The organism is Microbispora sp. H10670, assembly GCF_014161385.1.
Lineage (GTDB): Bacteria > Actinomycetota > Actinomycetes > Streptosporangiales > Streptosporangiaceae > Microbispora > Microbispora triticiradicis.
Map to the genome: position 1 here is coordinate 29072 of NZ_JABBWW010000018.1, position 23918 is coordinate 52989.

Annotated in this window: 22 protein-coding genes; 13 read left to right on the forward strand and 9 right to left on the reverse strand. The window is 73.5% G+C overall.

The features are described from left to right. Positions 1 to 43: 43 nt before the first annotated feature. A complete protein-coding gene (locus tag HHX33_RS23375) occupies positions 44 to 685 on the forward strand; it encodes a hypothetical protein (protein WP_182876509.1) in 642 nt (213 codons plus the stop codon). Further along, positions 685 to 3477, forward strand: coding sequence for a CHAT domain-containing protein (locus tag HHX33_RS23380; RefSeq protein WP_182876510.1), 2793 nt, complete (start codon positions 685 to 687; stop codon positions 3475 to 3477). The genes HHX33_RS23375 and HHX33_RS23380 overlap by 1 nt, the downstream gene beginning before the upstream one ends. Before the next feature lie 2 nt (positions 3478 to 3479). Here the strand turns inward: HHX33_RS23380 and HHX33_RS23385 are convergent, their stop codons facing one another. Next, complete coding sequence (locus HHX33_RS23385; protein WP_182876511.1) at positions 3480 to 4343, reverse strand: sulfurtransferase; 864 nt, start codon at positions 4341 to 4343, stop codon at positions 3480 to 3482. 97 nt (positions 4344 to 4440) lie between these two features. Here HHX33_RS23385 and HHX33_RS23390 point away from each other — a divergent pair, with 97 nt between their 5' ends. Next, entirely contained in the window at positions 4441 to 5121 is a 681-nt protein-coding gene (locus HHX33_RS23390; protein WP_182876512.1) for a polymer-forming cytoskeletal protein, read from the forward strand. 31 nt (positions 5122 to 5152) lie between these two features. Here HHX33_RS23390 and HHX33_RS23395 read toward each other — a convergent pair whose 3' ends face one another. From HHX33_RS23395 to HHX33_RS23405, 3 genes are all read right to left on the reverse strand, one after another. After that, entirely contained in the window at positions 5153 to 6418 is a 1266-nt protein-coding gene (locus tag HHX33_RS23395) for an alkaline phosphatase family protein (protein ID WP_310741485.1), read from the reverse strand. A gap of 97 nt (positions 6419 to 6515) precedes the next feature. After that, a complete protein-coding gene (locus tag HHX33_RS23400; protein WP_117410227.1) occupies positions 6516 to 7094 on the reverse strand; it encodes a DUF5998 family protein in 579 nt (192 codons plus the stop codon). A 168-nt stretch (positions 7095 to 7262) separates the two neighbouring features. Next, entirely contained in the window at positions 7263 to 9953 is a 2691-nt protein-coding gene (locus HHX33_RS23405; protein WP_182876513.1) for a bifunctional GNAT family N-acetyltransferase/acetate--CoA ligase family protein, read from the reverse strand. Between the two features lie 279 nt (positions 9954 to 10232). On the opposite strand from HHX33_RS23405, the gene HHX33_RS23410 reads away from it, so the two are divergent. Then, positions 10233 to 11126, forward strand: a complete 894-nt coding sequence (locus HHX33_RS23410; protein ID WP_117410100.1) for a carbohydrate kinase family protein — start codon at positions 10233 to 10235, stop codon at positions 11124 to 11126. Between the two features lie 123 nt (positions 11127 to 11249). Here HHX33_RS23410 and HHX33_RS23415 read toward each other — a convergent pair whose 3' ends face one another. After that, positions 11250 to 13694, reverse strand: coding sequence for a DEAD/DEAH box helicase (locus HHX33_RS23415; protein WP_396785515.1), 2445 nt, complete (start codon positions 13692 to 13694; stop codon positions 11250 to 11252). A gap of 83 nt (positions 13695 to 13777) precedes the next feature. On the opposite strand from HHX33_RS23415, the gene HHX33_RS23425 reads away from it, so the two are divergent. Together HHX33_RS23425 and HHX33_RS23430 are read left to right on the forward strand one after the other, a co-directional pair. After that, complete coding sequence (locus HHX33_RS23425) at positions 13778 to 14350, forward strand: GNAT family N-acetyltransferase (protein WP_182876514.1); 573 nt, start codon at positions 13778 to 13780, stop codon at positions 14348 to 14350. A gap of 270 nt (positions 14351 to 14620) precedes the next feature. Then, entirely contained in the window at positions 14621 to 17149 is a 2529-nt protein-coding gene (locus tag HHX33_RS23430; protein ID WP_182876515.1) for a DNA gyrase/topoisomerase IV subunit A, read from the forward strand. A 124-nt stretch (positions 17150 to 17273) separates the two neighbouring features. Here HHX33_RS23430 and HHX33_RS23435 read toward each other — a convergent pair whose 3' ends face one another. Beyond that, positions 17274 to 18230, reverse strand: coding sequence for a GlxA family transcriptional regulator (locus HHX33_RS23435; protein WP_310741486.1), 957 nt, complete (start codon positions 18228 to 18230; stop codon positions 17274 to 17276). Positions 18231 to 18483: 253 nt separating this feature from the next. Between HHX33_RS23435 and HHX33_RS23440 the strand changes: the two genes are divergently transcribed. Further along, positions 18484 to 18966, forward strand: a complete 483-nt coding sequence (locus HHX33_RS23440; RefSeq protein ID WP_182876517.1) for a hypothetical protein — start codon at positions 18484 to 18486, stop codon at positions 18964 to 18966. Positions 18967 to 18968: 2 nt separating this feature from the next. Further along, positions 18969 to 19256: a DUF3817 domain-containing protein gene (locus HHX33_RS23445; RefSeq protein WP_182876518.1), complete on the forward strand. Its 288-nt coding sequence runs from the start codon at positions 18969 to 18971 to the stop codon at positions 19254 to 19256. A 4-nt stretch (positions 19257 to 19260) separates the two neighbouring features. Here HHX33_RS23445 and HHX33_RS23450 read toward each other — a convergent pair whose 3' ends face one another. After that, positions 19261 to 19638 carry a VOC family protein gene (locus HHX33_RS23450; protein ID WP_182876519.1) on the reverse strand — a complete coding sequence of 126 codons (378 nt, stop codon included), beginning with the start codon at positions 19636 to 19638 and terminating at the stop codon, positions 19261 to 19263. 135 nt (positions 19639 to 19773) lie between these two features. On the opposite strand from HHX33_RS23450, the gene HHX33_RS23455 reads away from it, so the two are divergent. From HHX33_RS23455 to HHX33_RS23465, 3 genes are all read left to right on the forward strand, one after another. After that, positions 19774 to 20274: a beta-class carbonic anhydrase gene (locus HHX33_RS23455; protein ID WP_182876520.1), complete on the forward strand. Its 501-nt coding sequence runs from the start codon at positions 19774 to 19776 to the stop codon at positions 20272 to 20274. A gap of 120 nt (positions 20275 to 20394) precedes the next feature. Next, positions 20395 to 21405: an SPFH domain-containing protein gene (locus HHX33_RS23460; RefSeq protein WP_182876521.1), complete on the forward strand. Its 1011-nt coding sequence runs from the start codon at positions 20395 to 20397 to the stop codon at positions 21403 to 21405. Positions 21406 to 21436: 31 nt separating this feature from the next. After that, entirely contained in the window at positions 21437 to 21760 is a 324-nt protein-coding gene (locus HHX33_RS23465) for a hypothetical protein (protein ID WP_117410089.1), read from the forward strand. A 114-nt stretch (positions 21761 to 21874) separates the two neighbouring features. Here HHX33_RS23465 and HHX33_RS23470 read toward each other — a convergent pair whose 3' ends face one another. Both HHX33_RS23470 and HHX33_RS23475 read right to left on the reverse strand, forming a co-directional pair. Beyond that, positions 21875 to 22153: a superoxide dismutase gene (locus HHX33_RS23470; RefSeq protein ID WP_182876522.1), complete on the reverse strand. Its 279-nt coding sequence runs from the start codon at positions 22151 to 22153 to the stop codon at positions 21875 to 21877. Continuing rightward, the gene (locus tag HHX33_RS23475) at positions 22150 to 22776 is read right to left on the reverse strand and encodes a superoxide dismutase (protein WP_182876523.1); all 627 of its coding nucleotides are present in this window, start codon (positions 22774 to 22776) and stop codon (positions 22150 to 22152) included. Before HHX33_RS23475 ends, HHX33_RS23470 begins: the two co-directional genes overlap by 4 nt. Positions 22777 to 22951: 175 nt before the next feature. Between HHX33_RS23475 and HHX33_RS23480 the strand changes: the two genes are divergently transcribed. Further along, complete coding sequence (locus HHX33_RS23480; RefSeq protein ID WP_310741488.1) at positions 22952 to 23485, forward strand: carbonic anhydrase; 534 nt, start codon at positions 22952 to 22954, stop codon at positions 23483 to 23485. A 131-nt stretch (positions 23486 to 23616) separates the two neighbouring features. Next, entirely contained in the window at positions 23617 to 23898 is a 282-nt protein-coding gene (locus HHX33_RS23485) for a hypothetical protein (protein WP_182876524.1), read from the forward strand. Positions 23899 to 23918 lie beyond the last annotated feature (20 nt).

A 23918-nucleotide genomic window follows, 5' to 3' on the forward strand; every position in this document is an offset into this window, starting at 1 on the left:
GGCGGCCACATGGAAGCGGAACGACGAGACACGAGGAGCGCCGATGAGGGAGGAGTACCTGCTCGCGGCCCTGCGGATGGGCGCGGGCGCCGACCCCGTGCCCGAGGGGGTCTCGGCCGCGGCCCGGGCGGTCTTCCGCCTGCGCGTGCCCGGAGGGGTGCCCGCCGGGCCGGTGGACCTGACCGCGCCGGGCGGAGCGCGCTCCTCCCCGGCGTCCGGCACCACGCCCGGCACCACGCCCGGCACGGCACCCGGCACCGCGTCCGGCACCACGCCCGGCACCACACCTGGCTCCGCCCCCGGCACCGTGCCCGGCATCTCGTCCGGCACGGATGCCGCTGCCGGTGAGCCGGGCGCGGCCGGGGCGGGCGACGCGTCGTGGCGGCCGGTCACCGCGGACGGCCGGGACGGGACGCACGTCCGCAGGTTCAGCGCGGCGGGCCTGGTCATCGACCTGGAGACGACCATCTCGGGCGGGCGGATGGAGGTGGCCGGGCAGGTGTCCCCCGCCCCCGGGCCGGACGCCAGGATCGAGGTGCGCACCCCGCAGGTCGGCAAGGTCCGCATCCTCTCCGAGACGGGCCACTTCGCGGTCACCGGCCTGCCGCCCGGATGGGTCAGCGTGGTCTGCCACCGACCCGGCCAGGCACCCGTCTTCACCCGCTGGCTCCGCGTACGCCCGTGATGTCACGGCAGCACGCCCACCGGCCGGAACCCGCGGAACCGTGCCCCCGCACGAGCCCCTCCCAGAAGCAGGACCAGGACCGGCTGGTCGGCCGGGCCGAGGCGGCCGTACGGCTCTCGGGCACCGATCCCCGGCTGGCCCTGTCGGAGGCGAGGGCCGTACTGGAGCTGACCCCGCGGGCCGAGCCGGCCGGGCCGCACGGCGAGGCGGCCTCGGTGGCGCTGCGCGCGTCGGCGCTGGCGGCCCGCGAACTGGGCGACCTGGAGCTGGCCGAGGAGCGGCTGCGGGAGGCGGCCGGCGCGGCGCGGGGGCATCCGCGGCGGGTGGCGCAGGCGCGGATGTCGCTCGTCACGGTCCGGGCCCAGCTCGGCGATCCCGAAGGCGGGCTGCGCCTGGCCGGTCTCGCCGAGCGGGATCTCACGGGAACCGACCTGGCCAGGCTGGACGTGCAGCGGTCGGTCGCCCTGATGCTGCTCGGGCGGCACGCGGAGGCCGCACGGCACTGCGACCGGGCGATCAGCCGGCTGGACGAAGATCCGTTCTTCCAGGCGGGCGCGCTGCTGAACCGTGGCCTCGCCCACGTCTATCTGGAGCGGTACGGCACGGCCGAGGCCGACCTGGCCCGATGCGCCCGGATCGCCCGGCGCGCGGGCCTCGACCATCTCGTGATGCTGGCGGAGGGCAACCTGCCGTTCGTGGCGGCCCGCCGGGGCGACATCGCCGCCGCCTTCACGCGGTACCGCGCGGCGGAGGAGACGTTGTTCGGCTTCCCCGAGCGGCTCGCCGCGATGCGGACGGACTTCGCCGAGGCGCTGGTGGCCGCCCGGCTGCCCGGCGAGGCGCGCACGCTGCTCGAACAGGCCGTGCCCGAACTGGTGGCCGCCCAAGCGCACGCGGCGATCCCCGGAGCGCGGCTGCTGCTCGCCCAGACCGCCCTCCTCTCCGGGGACGCCCGGCTCGCCGGCGCGACCGCGCGCACGGCGCACGCGGAGCTCGCCGCGCAGGGCAGAACCGCCTGGCTGCCCCTGGCCACGGAGGTCGTCCTGCGGGCCCGCCTGGCGGAAACGACCGGCCGGCCACAGGACGGGCTCACCCCTCCGGCGGGCGGCTCGGCTCCCGGCGCTCCGCGAGCGCCCGGCACCCGAGAGACACCCAGCGCGCGGGAGACACCCGGTGCCGAGGAAACGCCTAGCGCCGAGGAAACACCCGGCACCCAGGAAGCCCCCGGCTCCAAGGAGGCACCCGGCGACGGCCTGATCGCCGAGCTGGTGTCCTGCGCCGACGAGCTGGCGGCGTGCGGGTGGCATGCGGCGTCCTCGGCGCTGCGTCTCACCGCCGCCGCCTCGGCCGTGCGGCTGGGCGCGCTCGGCCGCGCCCGCGAGCAGTTGCGGATCACCGCCGCCACCGCGACCCGTCCGCTCGTCCGATGGCACGCCGTGGCCCTGGGGCACCACCTGGACGGGGACCTCGCCCGGGCCCTGGCCGCCGCCGCCCGCGGCATCGAAGCCGCCCGTCCCGGGAGCGGCGCGGACGCCGGGGGCGGCGGCGACGCGGCTCCGCAGGCAGGGACCGGCCGGCCGGCGGGTGGTGCGGCCGCGGAGGATGTCCGCGCGCCGATGCGGGACGCGGAGCTGCGGGCTCACGCCGCACGGCCCGCCGAGGACCTCGCCGCGTTCGGCCTGCGGATCGCCATCGACCGGGCCCGCCGGACGGGCGACGCCTGGTCCGTCCTTGAGTGGTCCGAGCGGTGGCGGGCGGTCGTGCGCGGCGCGCCGCCGCCGTTCCCGCCGCCGGGACGCGCGGGGGCCGGGCTGCTCGTGGAGCTGGTGCGGCGTGGCGACGAGTTGTTCGCCGTCACCGCCGACGCCGGCGGGTGCGCGCTGCGCGCCCTGGGGTCATATCAGGCCGCGGTGGAGGCGACCACGCGCGTCCGGTACGGCCTGCGCCGCCGCGTCCTGCGCGACGCCGGTCACCCGGCGGGCGCCGACGACGAGGCGGTGGCCCTCGAACTGTCCGCCCTCGACCGGCGGCTCCTGAGCGGTCCCGGCACGCTCGCCTCCCCCGGCTCTCCGGGACGCAGCTCTCCGGGACGCAGCTCTCCGGGATGGGGGGCGGCCGGGCCGGTGACGATCGTGCCCACCGGGGCGCTGGGCACGCTGCCCTGGCCGATGCTCCCCTCGTTGCGTGGACGGCCGGTGTCGGTCGCGGCGGACGCCGCCCGATGGTTCACCCCGGCTCCCGGTCCGCCCGGCGGCGATCCGCTGGTGCTGTCGGTGGCGGGCCCGGGGCTCGACCACGCCGCCGCCGAGGCCGCGATGGTCGTCGCCGCGCACCCACGGGCGCGACGGGTCGGCGCCACCAGGGCCGAGGTGCTGCGCGCGCTGGAGCGGGCCGACGTGCTCCATGTCGCCGCCCACGGGCTCTTCAGCCCGCGCGGGCCAATGCTGTCGCACATCACGCTGGACGACGGACCGCTCATGGCGTACGACCTGCTGACCGCGCGCCGGATGCCCCGGCTCGTCGTCCTGTCGGCCTGCGACGCGGGGATGGCGCACGCGCCGGTGGACGGCGCGGCCCTGGGACTCGCCGGGACCTTCCTCGATCGGGGCGCGGCGTGCGTGGTCGCGGGCGTCGTGCCGGTCCGCGACGACGAGGCCCCGGCGGTCATGACGCTCTTCCACCGGCTGCTGGCCGAGGGCCGCTCCCCCGCCGAGGCGCTGGCCGCGGCGTCCGCGAAGTCGGCCGTGCCGGGCTTCGTCTGCTTCGGTGACGGCCGCCTCGCACCGGGATGAGGTCAGCCGGTCGCGACGGGCCTGCCGGGATCGGCCACCCAGTTGGACCACGAGCCGGCGTACAGGGCGGCGGGCAGCCCGGCGATCTCCAGTGCCAGCACCTCGTGCGCGGCCGTCACCCCCGACCCGCAGTACGCCCCGACGGGCACGCCCTCGACGGCCCCCAGCGTGTTGAACCGCTCCCGGAGGAACGACCCGCTGTGGAAGCGCCCGCCGGGCTCGACGTTCTCGGAGGTGGGGGCGCTGACCGCGCCGGGGATGTGACCGGCGACCGGGTCGACGGGCTCCACCTCTCCCCGGTACCGCTCGGCCGCCCGCGCGTCCAGCAGCACGCCGTCGGCGGCGAGCGCGGCCGCCTGCCCGGCGTCGAGCACCGGCATGCCGCCGGGCCGGGCGGCGAAGTCTCCCGGCGGCACCGGCCCCTCCTCCTTGGACACCGGGAGCCCGGCCCGGGTCCAGGCCCGCAGGCCGCCGTCCAGCACGCGGACGTCGCCGTGGCCGAAGTACCGCAGGGTCCACCACGCCCGGGCGGCCGACGTCGAGTCGGCGTCGTCGTACACGACCACCGGGCGCGCGCCAGAAACCCCGAGGCGGCGCATGGCGGCGCCGAAGTCCTCCGGCGCGGGCAGCGGATGCCGCCCGGCCGGGCCGGGCGGGGCGGCGAGATCGGCGTTCAGGTCGCAGAAGACCGCGCCGGGCACGTGGCCCTCGCGGTACGACTCGATGCCGGGCGGCCCGCCGAGCCGCCAGCGGACGTCGAGGATCGTGACGCCGGCGAGCGCGGCGAGTTCCTCGGGAGTGATCAGCGGGCTGTGCTCCCCATCACGCTGCTTCCCATCACGATGCTCCCCGACTCGCTCGCTCATGAGACCCCTCCTGGCCGGTACGGTGCCACAGCCATTGTGCCAAGCCGTCGCCGCCGCCCGGCCGGGCCGGGCGCCGGTCACTGCTATGGTCGCGCGAATGCGATCGAGTTACCTCGCCTGGGGCGACGCGGTGGACCTGTTCGAGCGGCGCGGGCTGCCGGAGGGAACGTACGAGAACCTGTACGAGGAGGAGTACATCCTGGTGCCGGGGCCCGCCGCGGTGACCGGCGAACTCCCTCTCGACGAGCACGAGCGGACGCCGTGGCGGGAGCACACGCCCGAAGCGGCCACCGGGTACGTCGTGGACGGCGACCTGGTCGTCGACGGGAACATCACCGATGTGGACGACGGGGCCGCCGCGCTGATCGTCCTCGGGAACCTGCGGGCGAGGAACGTCTACCTGGCCGGTGACGCGAAGCTGGTCGTGCACGGCCACGTGACGGCCGAGACCTTCGTCGGCGACATGACCGAGAAGCTGGTGGTGATCCACGGGGACCTGCGCGCCACCGTCTCGATCTTCTGGAACGAGTTCTGCCCCGACCTCGTCGCCGGCACCCTCCACGGCAGGACCCTCGCCCCCGCCTACCTCGACCTTTCCACCGCCCCCATCGGCGGTCTGGCCGACCCGGCGCCCGAGGCCCCGCTGAGCCGCCTCCTCGTGCCCGAACTGCTGGTCACCGGCGTCCCCGGCCCCGGCGACCTCCCCGAGATCGGCGTCCGCGGCGACGCCCTGCGTGACCGCCTGCTGGCCGGCCTCCCCCTCACGACGACCCGCTGACCCCCGGCGCGGTTCACCGATCGGTGACCGGTCAGCGGCGGATCTCCAGGAGCGGGACGTTCTGCTCGGCCGGGGTCAGTGATCCGTGGTAGCCGGTCAGGGACGACTCCACCGGCTCGGCGGCCGACGCCACGATCACGCACTCGCCGTACGGCACGGCCAGCACGTCGCCGATGCGGCCGAGCCACTCGCGGCGGACGCGGCGGCCGAACCAGCCGGTGTCGGCGGCCTCCTCGCGGGTCACCACCCAGGCCCGCCCGCGCAGCGCCTCGCGCCAGGTCTCCAGGACCCCTTCCGCCGCGCCCGGCCTCGTGTAGACGTGGCGGGCACGGGCCTCGCCGCCGAGCATGAGCACGCCTTCCCGCAGGTCGGGGCGGTGGTCCACGTCGACCTTGTCAGTAGCGTTGATCATGCCGTGGTCGGCCGTGACGTACAGGACGGCGCCCGGCGGCAGGGACTCCGCGATGCGCTCGGCCATGCGGTCGACGACGGCGAGCTGTTCGAGCCACGCGCCGCTGCCCCAGCCGCCGAAGTGGCCCGCCCGGTCGACGTCGCCGTAGTACACGGTGACGTAGGACGTCTCCCGCAGCGCGTGCCGCACCGCGTCCACGCGCTCGTCGGCGGTCTCCGCCGCCCGGTGACGCATGCCCCGGTAGACGGCGCGGGTGAGCCCGGTGCCGTCGAAGGAGGCGGGCGCGACGTAGACGGGCTCCACCCCCGCCGCGGCCATGCGCTGGTAGACCGTCTCGGCGGGCTGCCAGACGTCGGGGTCGACGGGCAGGCCGGGCGCGGTCCAGCGCAGGCAGTTGAACAGCCTGCCCTCCCCCGGCACCGCCATCTGGACCCCCACCATGCCGTGCTCCCCGGGGGGCGCGCCGGTGCCGAGCGTGGCCAGGCTCGTCGGGGTGGAGGACGGGAAGCCCGCCGTGAGCGTGCCGCGCAGGTGGGCCGAGAGGAACGGCGCAGTGCCGGGGTGGGCGGCCAGCATCTCGGCCCCGAGCCCGTCCACGAGGAACAGGCACACCCGCGCGGCCGGCTCCAGCGCCAGCGTGTTGTCCGCGGACAGGCCGAGGGAGGCGAGCATCGACCCCGGCAGGTCGGCGAGCGAGGCCGTGCCGTACGCGGGCACGTACGGCACGGCCGGCGGCCCCCCGGCCGCCGCCCCGAGGGCCTCGGGAGCGGCAGGGGCGGCCGGAGACGCGGGAGATGTGGGAGACGCGGACGCCGCCGGGGACGCCCCGCCGGACGCCGCCGCGGGCGTCCCGCGAGACGCCGATGGGAGCTGGGGGTCGATCACGTTGCCTCCCGGCGGGACGAAGAGGGGACGGTGTCAGGGAACGCCCGCCGCCTCCCTGACGGGACGCTCCTCAGTCGGTGCTCTCCAAACGGTGGCCTCAGACGGTGGCCTCGGACAGCGCCTTGGCGAAGGCCAGCACATGGGTGACGGCCTCCGGCCCGTCGGCGGCCTCGCTGACCCGCAGCGACAGGTCGTCGGCGGTGATCGCGCCGGTGTAGCCGTGGTCGGCCTCGCAGTTCTCGTCACCGCAGGTCGCCGGTTCGAGGTCGACGTGGGAGATCGCCCCCCATCCGATCGTCAGCGTGACCTCCGTGGGGGAGGTGCCCGGCGCGTACGACGCGGGGTCTGGCACGACTCTGGTCACGGCGACCGACTGGATGCGGCTGAGCCGCACCGCCTCCGTGGTGGTGGAGGCGTGCGAGGCGGGCATGCCCTCGGCGGGCGGGTGCTCGTCGGTGTGGCAGACCAGCAGCCGGGTGGGCGACAGGACCAGCACCGTGACGTGCCTGCGCACCTCCATCGCCGGGTCGAACGTCGCCTCGTGATGCACGACGTACGCCGTCACCTGCTCGCTGCCGAGTGCGGAGTCGACGGCGTCGGCCACCAGATCCGGGTAGTAGCCGCTGCGATCTATGGCCTCGCGCAAGCCCGCGGCGGAGACTCGGGTTTCCCTCATGGGTCCATCCTGCCCTGTAAGGGACACCTGTTTCACACCCCGGCGGGACGGGTTTTCCGCCCGCGCCGCGCCGAGCGCTCTCCGGGCCCCGCGTCCCCGGTACCCGCCGCGTGGGGGAGCGCCCGGCGCGCACGTCGGCGGCCCGCCGTACCCCTGAGCGCCCGCGGGTCACCGCAGGCGGCGGGGGCCGGCGTCGGGGCGCAGCGTGGTGACGGGCCGCAGGACGGCGCGGGCGCCCAGCACCACCGTGCCGTTCGCGCCCGCCAGAACCGGGTCGAGGTCCATCCGCACGACCTCCGGCAGCGCGTCGGCCAGCAGCCCCACCCGCACCAGCAGATCCTCCAGCGCCTCCACCGCCACCGGCTGGTAGCCGTACTCGCCGAACAGCAGCGGCGCGGCGCGCACCGACCGCACCAGCGCCGCCGCGTCCTCGGCGGAGAGGGGGGCGAGGCGGTGCGCCTGGTCGCCGAGCAGCCGGGCGGTGACCTCGCCGAGGCCGAACGTGACGACCGCCCCGAAGTACCGGTCCTGCGTCACCCCGACGACTGTCGGCACCGAGGGCTGCGGCGCCATGCGCTGCACCGCGAGCGGTGTGCCGGGCCCGAGCAGCGCGGCCAGACCGGCGTACGCCTGCCGGACCCCGGCGGCGTCGGTGAGGCCGACGCGGACCGTGCCCGCGCGGCGGACGTGCTCCGGGTCGGCCGACCTGACCACCACGGGCGGGCCGACGCGCTCGGCGAGGGCGACGGCCTCCTCCGCGTCGGCCGCGACGTGCGCCGGCCACACCTCGACGCCGTAACAGGCCAGCAGCGCGGTCGCGTCGATCTCCCGCTCGGCCCCGCCGTCCCCGGCCCAGTCCACGGCGGCGTCTACGGCGGCGTCTACGGCCGTGTCCCCGGTGCCGTCCCCGGCGAGCGCGGCGGCGACGATCCGCCGCGCCGCGGCCGGGTCGATCCCGTCCACCTGCGGCACCAGGCCCAGAGGCTCCCGGCGCCAGCGGGCGTACCGCACCACGTGCGCCAGCGCGCGGACCGCCTCCTCCGGGGCCTGGTACGACGGGATCGACCCCCGCCCGGGGGACTCGCCGCCGGGAGCGCCCGGAACGCGCAGCTCGTCCGGCATGCCCAACCGGCCCTGGAAGGTGGCGAGCACCGGTTTGCCGGACTCCCGGGCGGCGTCGAGCAGCGCTCCGGCGACCTCCCGGCAGTCGCCCGGGATCGGCGGCATGTAGATCGCGACGGCGGCGTCCACCTCGGGCAGCACGCTCCTCAGCGCCTCGGCGAACTCCGCGGCGCCGGCCCGGGCGCCGAGGTTCACCGGCGGGCGGGGCTCCAGGCCCGCGCCCGCGCACGCCTCCTCGGCCAGCAGCGTGAGCGCGTCGGAGTTGCCGACGACGCCCACCCGCGGCCCGGCGGGCAGCGGCTGGTGCGCCAGCAGCTGGGCGACGTCGAAGAGCTGGACGAGGTCGTCCACCCGGATGACCCCGGCCTGCGCGAACAGCGAGCTCAGCGCGGTGTCGGGCATGGCGAGCACCGGCGCGGCGTGGCCTCCCGGCACCCCGCGCGACCTGACCACCACGATCGGCTTGGACCGGGAGATCCGCCGGGCCAGCCGGGTGAACTTGCGCGGGTTCCCGATGGACTCCAGGTAGAGGAGGATCACGTCGGTCGCCGGGTCCTCCTCCCAGTACTGCAGGAGGTCGTTGCCGGACACGTCGGCCCGGTTGCCGGCCGAGACGAACGTCGAGATGCCCATGCCGCGCTGCGCCACCCGCTGCAGCAGCGCGGTGCCGAGCGCGCCCGACTGGCTGAAGAAGCCGACCCTCCCCCGGCCCGGCAGGGTCGCCGCGAGCGTCGCGTTGAGCCGTACGGCGGGGTCGGTGTTGGCGATGCCCAGGCAGTTGGGCCCCACCACCCGCATGCCGTACGCGCGGGCGATGCGGACGAGCTCCTCCTGGCGGGCCAGGCCCTCCGGGCCGGTCTCGCCGAACCCGGAGGAGACGACGACCAGCCCCTTCACGCCCTTCCGCGCGCACTCCTCGACCAGTTCGAGCACGCCCTCGGCGGGCACCGCCAGCACGGCGAGGTCCACCTCGCCGTCGATCGCCGACACGCTGCGGTGCGCCGGTACGCCGGCCACGGCCCGCACCTGCCGGTGGACGGGGTAGACGGGCCCGGTGAAGTCGGCGGCGAGCAGGTTGCGCAGCACCGCCTGGCCGATGCCGCCGGGTTCGCGGCTCGCGCCGATCACCGCGACCGACTCCGGCGTGAGCAGGCGGGCGATCGAGCGGGCCTCGGCGCGGTGCTCGCGGGCGAGCCGCACCTCCAGGGCCGTCTCGGTGCTCGACAGGTCGAGCGTCATCCGTACGACGCCGTCCTCGAACTGGCTCTGCGCCGTGTATCCCGCCTGGCGGAACAGGCCCATCATCCGGTGGTTGCCGGGCAGCACGTCGGCGATGAACGTCTTGATCCCGCGCTCGCGGGCGGCTGCCCTCAAGTGCTCCATCAGCACCGAGGCCACTCCCCTGCCCTGGTGGGCGTCCTCCACCAGGAAGGCCACCTCGGCGTGGTCGCGCGGCTCCACGCGGTCGTAGCGCACGACCGCCACCATCTCCGTGCCGATCGTGGCAATCAGGGCGACCCGGTTGTCGTAGTCGACATTCGTGAAGAACGCGACGTCCTTGTCGGTCAGCCGGGGGCGCGGGCCGAAGTACCGGAAGTAGATGGACTCCGCGGACAGGCGTGAGTAGAAGGAGCGCAGCATGCCGGCGTCGTCCGGCCTGATCGGGCGGACATGGGCGGTGCCGCCGTCGGACAGCACGACGTCCGCCTCCCAGTGGGCGGGGTACTGAGGGTGCACGCAACCGAGATTATCCGTGCCCGGCTTGGTGGTAATTGGGGGATTTCTACTTACTTATGGAGATAGTCTCGCGAGAGCGCTTATAAGGGATCTACGAACCGAGGAGGGACGAGTTGGACAACGCTTGTGCATCGACTGTTCCCGTCTGTCCGCTCTCCACCCACGGCGCCCCTGGAAGCTGTTAGGTTTCTGGGCGTCAGCCTCTACAGCACGGAGCGGACGCCGCCCCTCCTTGGGCCTGGCTCGCCTCCATTAGCCAGTTGGCAAGGTGGTGACAGCATGACGCGGGTCGTCGTGGTGGGCGATCTCATGACGGACGCGGTCGCGCGCGCGAAGTTCCCTCTCGCGAGGGCGAGCGACACCCCGGCCGTCGTGACCATGCACGGCGGCGGATCCGGCGCCAACATCGCCTCCTGGCTGGCCGTGGAGGGCTCCGAGGTGGCCTTCATCGGCCGCCGCGGCGCCGACATCACCGGCCGCAACCGGGACATGGAGCTCATGGGGTACGGCGTGGACGCCCGCCTCGTCATGGATCCCGAACGGCCGACCGGCACCTGCGTCGTCCTCGTCACGCACAAGGGCGAGCGGACCATGCTCTCCGACCCCGGTGCCAACGCCGCGCTGTCTCCCGAGGACCTGCCGCGCGACCTCTTCTCCGCCGGCGGCCACCTGCACGTGTCCGGTTACACGCTGATCAACGAGGGATCGCGCGACGCCGGCCTCGCCGCTCTCGACATGGCCCGCCGGGCGGGCATGTCGATCTCGATCGACTGCGCCTCCTCCGCCCCGCTGGAGCGCACCGGCGCCGAGCCGTTCCTGGAATGGACCGACGGCGCGAAGCTGCTGTTCGCCAACGCCGACCAGGCCAAGGTGCTCACCGGCAGGGACGACCCCGCCTCGGCGGCGAAGGTGCTGACCGCCTGGTTCCCCCAGGTCGTGATCAAGATCAACGCCGAGGGCTCGCTCTGGTACTCCAACAGCCGCCCCGAGCCGGTCAGGGCGCCGGCCGAGGTCGTCGACCGGGTCGTGGACGGAACCGGCGCCGGGGACGCGTTCGCCGCCGGTTTCCTGCCGGTCTGGCTGGACGGCAAGCCGCCCGCGGAGGCCCTGGCCGCGGGCAACGCCCTCGCGGCCCGGTGCATCTCCAACCTCGGCGCTCGCCCCCGCCTCTAGCCCGAACGGGCCGGCGCCATCCCGCGCGCCCTGTGCCTACCCACGTGCCTGCCCACGCGCTTGCCGCGGGTTCGCCCTGTGCTGCCCCTGGACGCGCCCCGGCCGACGCCGGCCGTCCCGGAACTAGTTCGTGACGGCGAGGGCGAGGGGAAGCACGGCGGGGGCTCCCGCGTGGCGGATCTGGGCGGCGGCGAGCGCCATCGTCCAGCCCGTGTCGACGCGGTCGTCCACCACCAGCACCGGTCCGTCCAGGGCGGCGATCCGCGCGGCGAGCTCACGCGGCATCGCGAGCGTCCCCCGGATGGCCGCCACCCGCTGGGCGCTGTTGTGCCTGGCCGCCGGTGATCCGTCGCGGTAGCCGAGCGTGCCGAGGTGCTCCAGGCGGCCCACCTGGGCCAGTCGTTCGGCGAGCGTCCCGACCAGCACCGGCCGCGAACCCGAGGGCACCGCGACCACGCCGACCGGGCGCCGCGCCCACTCCCACGACTTCAGCACCTCGACGACCGCGGCGAACACGTCGTCGGGGACCGGCCCGTCGCCCGCGGAGAACAGTTCCCGCAGCCGGGTGCCCCAGCCGATGTCGGTGAGGCGGCCGAGCGCGCGGCCCGGCTCCGCGCACAACTCCGGCTTGATCCGCCCCTTCAGATCGGGCAGGCCGGTGGGCCACTGGCGGCGCGGCTCGATCTCCACACCGGGCCGGGCCAGCCGCTGCCGGGCGGCGTGCACGGCCTCCTCCGGCACCTCGGCGGACCGGTGGGCGCCGGTGCAGTTGTCACACCGGCCGCACGGCGCCGCCGTCTCGTCGTCGAGATGGCGGCGCAGGTACCGCTCCCGGCACTCGGTGGTCGTGATGTAGCCGAGCATCGCCTCCTGCTCGGCCCGGCGTTCGGCGGCCACCCTGGCGTAGCGCTCGGTGTCGTAGCTCCACGGCTCGCCGGTGGCCTCCCAGCCGCCCTTGACCCGGCGGACGGCCCCGTCGACGTCGAGCACCTTGAGCATCATCTCCAGCCGGCTCCGGCTGAGGTCCACCCTCGTCTCCAGGGCGGGGGTGGACAGCACGCCGTCCTGCGACAGCGCCTCCAGCGTCGCCTTGACCACCCCCTCCGGGGGGAAGGCAAGCGAGGCGAAGTAGGCCCAGATCTCCCTGTCCTCCGGGCCGGGCAGCAGGATGACCTCGGCCCGCTCGACGCCGCGACCGGCACGGCCCACCTGCTGGTAGTACGCCACGGGCGAGGCCGGAGCGCCCACGTGGACGACGAAGCCGAGATCGGGCTTGTCGAAGCCCATCCCCAGCGCCGAGGTCGCCACCAGGGCCTTGACCCGGTTGCCGAGCAGGTCGGCCTCGGCCGCCAGCCGGTCCGCCGCCTCGGTCTGCCCGGTGTACGCGGTGACCGGGTGGCCCTGCTCGCGCAGGTACGCGGCGATCTCCTGGGCCGCTGCGACGGTCAGCGTGTAGACGATGCCGGAGCCCGGCAGCTCGTGGAGGGTCCTGGCCAGCCAGGCGAGCCGCTGGCCTGCCCCGCCCAGCCGTACGACGCTCAGGTGGAGGCTCTCGCGCTCCAGCGGGCCGCGCAGGACGAACACCTCGCCACCGGGCAGCTCGTCCCACTCCTGGGTGACGGCGAGCTGCTCGGCGACGTCGCGGGTGACCCGGGCGTTCGCGGTGGCGGTCGTGGCGAGCACGGGGATGCCCGGCGGCAGCTCGGCCAGCAGGGTGCGGAGCCTGCGGTAGTCGGGCCGGAAGTCGTGCCCCCAGTCGGAGATGCAGTGGGCCTCGTCGATCACCAGGAGCCCGGCGCTCGCGGCCAGCTCGGGCAGCACCTGGTCGCGGAAGTCGGGGTTGTTCAGCCTCTCGGGGCTGACCAGCAGCACGTCGACCATGCCTTCGGCGACCTGGCCGTAGACCTTCTCCCAGTCCTCGGGGTTGGCCGAGTTGATCGTCTCCGCGTGGATGCCGGCCCGCTCCGCGGCGGCGATCTGGTTGCGCATCAGCGCGAGCAGCGGGGAGACGATGACCGTGGGACCCTCGCCCAGCTCGCGCAGCAGCGCGGTGGCGATGAAGTAGACGGCCGACTTGCCCCAGCCGGTGCGTTGCACGACCAGCGCGCGCCTGCGGTCCATGACCAGGGCCTTGATGGCGGCCCACTGGTCGTCGCGCAGCCGCGCGTGCTCGCCGGCGAGCGCCCGCAGCCGGGCCTCGGCCTCTTCCCGCAGGGACTCCTCTTCCTCGCTCACCCGGTCATTCGTATCAGGTCCCGCCGACCGTTTCCGCCGGGACGGCGGGAGGCGGGGCGGGGAACCAGAGGTCGTGTCCCTGGCCGCGGTCTCTTGACGCGCCGCTTCCCGCGTCGTCGTCTCCGAAGGACAGGGCAGCAGCAGGCCGAGCTGCGAGTAGATCTGGAGCTGGTCGTAGTAGAAGCGCCGGCTCAGGATGCGGCCGTCCTTCAGATGCCAGAACCAGGAGACGCGTACGTTGATGCCCCGGCCGGTCGGGGCGAGGAGGTCACCGCCGGCGACCGGGTAGGGCCCGGTGTGCGTCCCCACCGCCGTCATCTCTGTCGCGACCACGTCCGCGAAGCGGATCGTCTCCCAGACCGTGAAACGCGGATCGGGGAAGCCCGCGTGGCCGGACGTGGTTGGATGAGTCCGTTATGGACGTGACCACCTGGTATCTCGAACAGACCAGCCCCTCCGACCTGCGCCCCGGCCGGACTCCCGCGCTCCCCGCCGAGATCGTCCGGGCGGAGGTGCCCAGCCCCGAGTTCGGCCGGTTCCTCTACACGGCGGTCGGCGGCGACTGGCAGTGGACCAACCGGCTGCCGTGGACCTGGAAGCAGTGGAAGGACTGGCTCGACCGGCCGGGAGTCGAGAACTGGGTGGCCTGGACGCGCGGCACGCCCGCCGGATACGCCGAACTCGTCGCGCGGGACGGCGCCGTCGAGATCGCCAGCTTCGGGCTGCTGCCGTACGCGATGGGGCAGGGGCTCGGCGGATGGCTGCTCGGCGAGGCGGCGGCGCGCGCCTGGGACATCGCGAGCCGGTGGCCCGGCCTGGAGCCCACGCGGCGGGTCTGGCTGCACACCTGCTCGCTGGACGGCCCGGCGGCGCTGGCCAACTACCGGGCCCGGGGCTTCCGCGTCTACGACGAGAAGCTGAACGAGCCGGGCGACGAGGACGAGGGCGAGACGCCCGGCCCCTGGCCCGGCGCCGGCCCCCGCACCTGATTCCGCGTTCCCGGCACCGCCTCTCCGACACCGAGTCCCCGATCCCGCGGGCGCCCTTCTCACCGCCGTGATCAGGGAAACCGGCACGCTACGGCGGCCGCGGGCGCGGGCTCACCGGCGAAGCCGGAACGGAGGGCACGGGCCCGGCAGTAGGGTGGTGAGTCGCGAACAGGGCGAACTCTCGGCAGAATGTTCGATGTTCACGACCGACATTCGCCCCTCCCCGGTCCCGACGGCCGGGGCCCGGCTCCTCGACACGCAGGAATCCACATGGCCCGACGCACGACGACACCTCCGCCGGACGAGGACTTCGAGGAGCGGATCGTCGACATCGACGTCTCCGCCGAGATGCGGACGAGCTTCCTTGAGTACGCCTACTCGGTGATCTACCAGCGTGCGCTGCCCGACGCGCGCGACGGACTCAAGCCCGTCCAGCGGCGCATCCTCTACTCGATGAGCGAGATGGGCCTGCGCCCCGACCGCGGGCACGTCAAGTCCTCCCGGGTCGTGGGCGAGGTGATGGGCAAGCTCCACCCGCACGGCGACGGCGCCATCTACGACGCGCTCGTACGGCTGGCACAGCCGTTCTCGATGCGGCTGGGCCTGGTGGACGGGCACGGCAACTTCGGCTCCCCCGACGACGCCCCCGCGGCGATGCGGTACACGGAGGCGCGGCTCGCCCCGGCGGCGATGCTGATGGTGCAGTCGATCGACGAGGAGACGGTCGACTTCAAGCCCAACTACGACGGGCAGGAGACCGAGCCCTCGGTCGTGCCGTCGGCGTTCCCCAACCTGCTCGTGAACGGCGCCTCCGGCATCGCGGTCGGCATGGCCACCAACATGGCCCCGCACAACCTCGGGGAGGTCGTCGCGGCGGCCCGGCATCTCATCAGGAAGCCGGCCGCGACGCTCGACGAGCTCATGCGCTTCGTGCCCGGCCCCGACCTGCCGACCGGCGGCATGATCATCGGCCTGAACGGCGTCAGGGACGCGTACGAGACCGGGCGCGGCACGTTCAAGATGCGGGCGAAGGCCGCGGTCGAGCAGGTCACCCCGAGGCGCAAGGGCATCGTCGTCACCGAACTGCCGTTCAACGTCGGCCCCGAGCGGGTGGTGACGAAGATCAAGGAGCTGGTGACCTCCAAGAGGCTCACCGGCATCTCCGACCTCAAGGACCTGACCGACCGGCACAAGGGCCTGCGCCTGGTCATCGAGGTCAAGAACGGCTTCAATCCCGAGGCCGTGCTGGAGGAGCTCTACCGGCTCACGCCGATGGAGGAGACCTTCGGCATCAACAACGTCGCGCTGGTCGACGGACAGCCGCGCACACTGGGCCTGCGCGAGCTGCTCTCGGTCTACGTGGACCACCGGCTCGACGTGGTGCGCAGGCGCTCGGCGTACCGGCTGCGCAGGCGCGAGGAGCGGCTCCACCTGGTCGACGGCCTCATCGTCGCGCTGCTCAACATCGACCAGGTCATCCAGGTGATCCGCGGGTCGGACGACTCCGCGCAGGCCCGCGCCGGGCTCATGGCGACCTTCGCGCTGAGCGAGATCCAGGCCAACTACATCCTCGACACCCCGCTGCGCCGCCTCACCCGCTACGACAAGCTGGAGCTGGACCGGGAGAAGGAGCAGCTCCAGGCCGACATCGCCGAGCTGAACGAGATCCTCGGCTCGGAGGAGCGGCTGCGCCGGGTGGTGTCGGCCGAGCTGGCCGAGGTCGCCAAGACGTACGGCACGCCGCGCCGCACCGTCCTGCTGGAGTCGTCGGACGCCGCCAGGGCCGCCGTCGTGCCGCTGGAGGTGCCCGACGACCCCTGCCTGGTCATGCTGTCGTCCACCGGCCTGCTCGCCCGTACGACCGACGCGTCGCCGATCTCCGGCGAGGGCGAGCGGGCGGCGCACGACGTGCTGGTGTCGGTGGTTCGCTCGACCGTGCGCGGCGAGGTGGGCGTGGTCACCTCCAAGGGCCGCGTCATCCGTGTCTCGGTGCTCGACCTGCCCGCCCTGCCGCCTTCGGCGAACCCGCCGTCCCTGGCCGGGGGCCATCCGGTGTCGGAGTACGTCTCCCTGGAACCGGACGAGAAGGTCGTCGGGCTCGGCTCGCTCGACCCCGACGGGCCGGGCCTCGCGCTCGGCACCAGCCAGGGCGTGGTCAAGCGGGTGGTGCCCGAATACCCGGTCAACCGCGACGAGTTCGAGGTCATCGGGCTGCGGGACGGCGACGTGGTGGTGGGCGCGGTGGAGCTCACCTCGGCCGATCACGACCTGGTCTTCATCACCTCGGACGCGCAGCTGCTGCGCTTCCCCGCCTCCGTCGTACGGCCCCAGGGGCGTCCGGCCGGCGGTATGGCCGGTGTGCGCCTGGAGGGCGACGCCCGGGTGGTCTTCTTCGGCGCCGTCGATCCCGCCCTGGAGGCCCGCGTCGTGACGATCGCCGGCTCCTCCACCGCCCTGCCCGGCACCCAGATGGGCGCGGGCAAGGTCTCCGACTACGCCGACTTCCCCCCGAAGGGCCGGGCGACCGGCGGGGTCCGCGCCCAGCGCTTCCTCAAGGGCGAGGACGTGCTGCTGCTCGCGTACGCCGGTCCCATGCCGGTCAAGGCGGTTTCCTCGACCGGCAAGCCGGTGCCGCTGCCGGACGAACTCGGCCGCCGCGACGGCTCGGGCGTACGGCTCGTGCACGCCATCGCGGCCATCGGCGGCGCGCTCGGCGCGGACGGCGACGGCGAGGAGGCCGCCACCGACGGCGGTATGGCCACGACCGGTGACACCGGAGGCGAAGAGCCGCTCGCATAGGCACGGGCGGCGAAGAGCCGCTCGCGTGAACACGAGCCGGCGAAGCGCCGGCGCCACGGACACAGCCGGCGCAGCGCCGGCTCCACGGATGCGGGCGGCGAAGAGCCGCCGGGGCCTCCGCCGTTCAGGTGACGGCGGAGCCGCCGTGGAAGGCGGAGCGGTACGCCTGCGGCGTGGTTCCCACGACCCGCTTGAACCGCTCCCGGAACGCGGTGGGCGACCCGAACCCGGCCTGCGCGGCGATGCGCTCGATGCTGTGGCCGCTGTTCTCCAGCAGGTACTGCGCCCGCCGGACCCGGGCCCGCAGCAGCCACTGCAGCGGGGTGGTGCCGGTCTGCTGCCGGAAGCGTCTGCTGAACGTCCGCTCGCTCATCCCGCCGCGGACCGCCATCTCCCGGAGGGTGAGGTCGCGGCCGAGGTTGTCCTCGATCCACGCCAGCACGGGCTCCAGCAGCGAACCACCGGGCACCGGCGGATACTCGTGGACGATGAACTGGGCCTGACCGCCCTCCCGCTCCAGCGGCATCACCGACAGGCGGGCGGCGTCGGCCGCGACGGCCGACCCGTGGTCGCGCCGGATCATGTGCAGGCACAGGTCGAGTCCAGCCGCCGCGCCGGCGGAGGTGAGCACCTGCCCGTTGTCGACGTACAGGACGTCCGGCCGCACGTCCACCAGGGGGAACCGCCGGGCGAGTTCGGGCGCCGCGGCCCAGTGGGTGGTCGCCCGCAGGCCGTCCAGCAGCCCGGCCGCCGCGAGCGTGAACGCGCCCACGCAGATCGAGGCGAGGCGGGTGCCGCGCGCGGCCGCGTCGCGCAGCGCGTCCAGCGCCTCGGGCGGGGGCGGACCGGCCCGCTCCGAGCAGCCGGGGACGATCACGGTGTCGGCCCCGGCCAGCGCGTCCAGCCCGTACGGCACGCGCAGGGCGAACGCCTCTGTCTCCACTTCCCGGGCGGGCCCGCACACCCGCACGCGGTAGGGGCGCCGGCCGTCCGGCAGACGGGTGCGCCCGAACACCTCGATGGGGGTCGCCAGGTCGAACGGCACGACGCGGTCCAGCGCCAGGATCGCCACGGTGTGCACGTTCGCCACGATAGCCGGATTCCCGCCAGCGACGTGGTCAGCGATCGGCCGTTCATGACCAGGTGACAGCAGTTGGCGAGAATCCGTTGGTCTTTGTCGTTCTCGCCTCTGGGGCGGAGGCGGCCGCGCTCCTACGGTTGGTGACCGCACGCCGACGACAAGGAGCGATGCCGATGCCGGCCCAGTTCGTGCTGTCCGACGGGTTCGATCCGCTGGACGTCCCCGCGCCGTCCGCCGCCGGGAGCCGGGCACGATGACCGCGTTCTTCCTGGCCGTCCACGTCCTCGCCGCGATCCTCGCGATCGGCCCGGTAGCGGTGGCCGCGAGCATGTTCCCCGCCGCCGCGCGGCGCGTGACGGACGCATCGGTGCCGGGTGGGCAGGCCGACGGCCTGGCCGCGCTCCGCGTGCTGCACCGCGTCTGCCGCGTCTACGCCCTCGCGGGCCTGGCCGTCCCGGTTTTCGGGTTCGCCACCGCGAGCGGCCTCGGCGTGCTGCGAGACGCGTGGGTGATCGCGTCCATCCTGCTCACCGGCGCGGCGGCCGCGATCCTCGCCCTGTGGGTCCTGCCGCGTCAGGACACCGTCCTCGCCCTGCTCACCGCCGGGAATCCCACGGCCGCGGGCATCGGCCGCCAGGTGGCGAGGCTCGCCATGCTGACCGGCGTCTTCAACCTGCTGTGGGCGGCCGTGACGGTTCTGATGATCGTCCGTCCCGGCTCGACCACGGGAGTCTGACCATGTCGCGCCCTCGTTCCGCCCTGCGAGCGGCCGCCGCCGTCGAGCTGGGATCTCTGGCCGTCCTCCTGGCCAACCTCGCCACCGTGCACCTGCCGCCCGTCTCCTCGCTCGTCGGCCCCCTGCACGGCTGCGCGTACCTGTTCGTGATCGTGGCCGCCGCCCGCGACGCCGGATGCGACCTGACCGGCAGGGTCCTGGCCTGGCTGCCGGCCGTCGGCGGCCTGCTCGTCCTGCGGCGCCTCACGCGTGCGCCGCGGGAGGAGGCCGCCTCCGGCACTCCGGGCTGAGGCGTCAGTCCGACGAGGGGATCAGGCAGAACGGGTGCCCGGCCGGGTCGAGGTAGACCGTCCAGTTCTCCTCCTCGCCCGGCTGGTGCTCGTGCCTGACCGCTCCGAGGGCGATCACGCGCTTCTCCGCCTCGGCCATGTCGTCCACGGTCAGATCCAGGTGGAACTGCTGGGGGTGCTCGGAGCCGGGCCACCGCGGGGGCCGGTAGTCCGGGACGCGCTGGAAGGCGACGCGGACCTGGTCGTCACCGGCGAGCGTGACCCATTCCTCCCCCTCCTCGTACGCCACCTTCCAGCCCAGCACCTCCGCGTAGAAGGCGGCCAGGGCCTTCGGCTCCGGACAGTCGAGCACGACCGTGCGCATTCGCGCGACACCGCTCATGAGGGATGTTTCTCCTTCCTTGCAACACCGGTGAAAACCTTATACCGGTGTCGTGAGCAAAGACCAGCCGATATGGAGAGCGAATCTGCTACCCCCGCGCCGACCGCGAAAAGGGGATCGGGCAACATCTGTCACATGACCGGTGCTTTCGATGATCTTCTGGCCGCCAACGAGAAGTACGCGAGCACGTTCTCGCACTCCGGCCTCACGGGCCGGGCCGCACGCGGCCTCGCCGTCGTCACGTGCATGGACTCCCGCATCGATCCGCTCGGACTGCTCGGCCTGACGGCCGGCGACGCGAAGATCCTGCGCAACGCGGGCGCCCGGGTGACCGACGACGTCCTGCGGACCCTCGTCCTCGCCGTCTACCTGCTCGGTGTGGACCGGGTCCTGGTGATGCCCCACACCGACTGCCGGATGTCCAAGTCGACCGACGAGGACGTCCACAACCTCATCGCCGACCAGCACGGCGTCGACACCCGCAGTCTGGAGTTCCAGACCGTTCCCGACCAGCCGGCGGCGCTGCGGCACGACATCACCCGCATCAAGTCCAGCCCGTACCTGCCCGCCGATCTCGTCGTCGGCGGCGCGCTGTACGACGTGCACACGGGGAGGCTGCAGCCTATCGAGATCTGATCCCGCCTCACGGAGGGGGTGCGGCCGGCGCGAGGACGGAACCCGGGATGGCGGTTATGACGTTCTCCTGGCGACGAACGAGAATATGACCTCTCCGCCACTCCACCCCCAGGAGCCCATATGCGCAGCCGCACCCCCTCCGCCCCGTCCGGCGGCGCCTCCCGCCGGTCGTACCGCGGGCTCGCCACCGTCCTGATCCTCGCGCTCATCGTGATCGGAGTGCCGGCCCTGTACGGCGCCTTCCAGGGGTTCGAGCGCACCAGCGGCGGCGAGGTGGCGGTCGTCCGCGACGGCGGCCCGCTGGACGACAACAAGGTCCGTCAGATCATCGACCCCGGCTCCGGGGTCACCTGGATCGGCTGGTGGTCGCAGATGCACCGCTACCCCGCCCAGCAGCGGTTCTACACGATCACCTCCGACAAGGGCCACGGCGAGAGGTCCGGCGTCGACGTGGTGAACGTGCCGAGCGGCGACGGCGTCAACATGGGCATCGAGGGCACGCTCTACTTCGGCCTCAACCTCGACCACGAGACGTTGAAGTCGTTCGACGACAAGTTCGGCACCCGGAAGTTCCGCAGCACCAACGGCGGGACCTACTACCCCTGGCAGGATGACGAGGGCTGGTCGGCGTTCCTCGACCAGATCATCCGGCCGGTGATCGACAACGACCTGCGCACGCAGATCAACAACTTCCGCTGCGCCGAACTCGTCTCCTCCTGCGCCCTCGTGCAGAACAACAGCAGCCAGCAGGGCGGGGGCACACCGCAGCAGGGCAACAACGCGAACATCGCCAAGATCCAGAACGCGGTCAACACGAGCCTGGCCGAGGACCTCAAGGCGACGCTCGGCGCCGACTACCTCACCGGCATCCACTTCAACCTCTCCCGGGTGACCCTGCCCACGGAGGTCCAGGAGGCGGTGAACCAGGCGCAGGCGGCGTTCGCGAAGGTCACCGAGGCGCAGGCGAAGGTCGCCCAGGCCCGCGCCGAGGCGGACGCCAACAAGGCCCGGCAGGACGGCTACAACAAGTGCCCCACCTGCGCGGAGATCGAGAAGCTCAAGGCCCTGCCCCAGGGCATCACGGTCTACGCGCCGGGCAATACTGGTGGCGTCGCTCTGCCCACCAAGTAGTCTGCCCACCAAGTGACAGGGTCGTGATCCGATGCGCCTGCTGACCCTTCCGGTGACGCTCATCGTGCTCGCCGTGCTCCTCTACCTGCTCTTCGCGGTCGTACGCCGGTCGGGGCCGGCGTCCCGGCGGAGCGTGGGCGGCCCTCCCCGCTGGGAGGCCGACACGGTCATGGAGAACGGCTGGACCCTGATCGTGGTGCGCAAGGTCGCCCCCGGCAGGAACGGCCCGGTGGAACTGACCAGGCAGACGGTCCGCGCCATCGCCGACGACGATCCCGACTGGGACGAGCGCTACCGGGAGGGCATGCTGGAGGCCCGCAACCGCGTCAGCACCCTGGAGATCGAGTCCGGCTGACGCCCCCGCCTCCGCCGTACGGCCCGAGTCGTCACCCATCAGGTCCGCCGACGGGATGGGCGACGGGGTGAGCGACGGTGCCGGTGCGATCGGGATCGCACCGGCACCCGCGCGTCAGGCCGCCGCGGTCCCCGGCGGCGGCCGCAGGGCCGCTCCCGCCATGTGCAGGGTGAGCTCCTGCACGAGGTCGTCCATGCTCTGTCCGGTCTGTGCCCGCACCAGCGACAGGGCCAGTTCGGCGAGCAGACAGAACCCCTGCAATCGCGCCTGGTCGTCGGGGAAGCCGGCCAGCAGCGCTTCGGCGCCCGCGAGGTCACCGCGGTGCTTGGCCGCGATGACGCCGGCGGCCTGCTGGCCGTGCTCGAACAGCCGGGCCGGGTCCGGGGGAGTCATCGCAGTCCGGGAATCACCGGGCCCGCCGCCCGCGCGGCGGTGAAGCGGGCGGCGACGTCGGCCCAGTCGACGAGATTCCACAACCGGTCGACGTAGTCCGGGCGCACGTTTCGGTACTGCAGGTAGTAGGCGTGTTCCCAGGCGTCGAAGACCAGGATCGGCGTGGAGCCCTGCCCGACGTTGCCGTGATGATCGTAGACCTGCTCCACGATCAGCCGCCCGCCCAGCGGCTCCCAGGCCAGCACGCCCCAGCCGGAGCCCTGCACCGTCTTCGTGGCCGTGGACAGCTGTCCGGCGAACGCGTCGAAGGAGCCGAAGTGCTCGTCGATCGCCGCAGCCAGCTCACCGTCGGGGCGGTCTCCGCCGTCCGGAGACAGGTTGTTCCAGAAGATCGAGTGCAACACGTGCCCGGACAGATTGAACGCCAGGGTCTTCTCCAGCCCGACCAGTGCGGCGTAGTCACCCTTGTCGCGGGCCTCGGCGAGCTGGTCCAGGGCGTCGTTGCTGCCCTTGACGTAGGCGGCGTGGTGCTTGCTGTGGTGCAACTCCAGGATCTCGCCCGACATCGCCGGCTCCAGCGCCCCGTAGTCGTACGGCATGTCCGGCAGCGTGTACGCGCCCATCACGATCCTCCACTTGTTGCGAATAACCTGCTATTGCGAACTACTTGCAATAAGTACCCTATCGAGAATGACTCCACCGGTTCCACCTCCCGCAACCGGGAACTCGGGCACTCCGTCACCTGCCCCTCACCCTCCGCAACATTACCTATTGACTTGGTAGGAATCATCGGCAAAGGTGGGGTCGACGACGACAGCGATCGAGAAGGGCACCCAGATGAGCGTCACCGACGAACTCCTCGCCAACGCCGAGCGGTACGCCGCCGGGTTCGACAAGGGGCACCTGCCGCTGCCGCCCGCCCGGGGCGTGGCGGTCCTCGCCTGCATGGACGCCCGGCTCAACCCGTACGGCCTGCTCGGGCTGAGCGAAGGCGACGCGCACGTGATCCGCAACGCCGGCGGCGTGGTGACGGCCGACGAGCGGCGCAGCCTGGCGATCAGCCAGCGCCTGCTCGGCACCCGGGAGATCATCCTCATCCACCACACCGACTGCGGCATGCTGACCTTCACCGACGACGGCTTCCGGCGGGACATCGAGGCCGAGGTCGGGATCAAGCCCGACTGGGCCGCCGAGGCGTTCCCCGACCTGGACGCGGACGTCATCCAGTCGATCAACAGGATCACGGCCGACCCGTTCATCCCGCACAAGGACTCGGTGCGGGGATTCGTCTACGAGGTCGAGACCGGGCGCCTGCGCGAGGTCAAGCCCTGACACGGTCGCCGGCGGTCATGGCCGCGTCCGGTGAGTGACCGCTTCCGGACACCGCGTGGCAGATCGGCCCGGAGCCGGCCGGGTAGGGATGCAGGGGTCCGCACCTCCTCCCCCGGTAAAGGACGCCCCCCATGAACGCTCCGCTCAGACGCGCGCTCACGATCTGCGCCGCCGCCGTGCTGGTGACCGGCGTCACCGCGGCGCCCGCCGCGGCCCTGGACGCCAACTACACCTGCACGAGCGGCACCCGGTACCTGATGTCCGACCTGCTGGGCTACTACATCTTCGGCAGCGGCTGCACCGGGTCGGGCACCGGCACCTGGGGAACCGTCACCATCCCGTCCGGGAGCTACTTCTGCCAGAACGTGGGCTACTTCCCGGAGGCCGACTTCCTCAGCGCCCAGCGCTGCTGACAGGGCGGGGCTGACCCGGC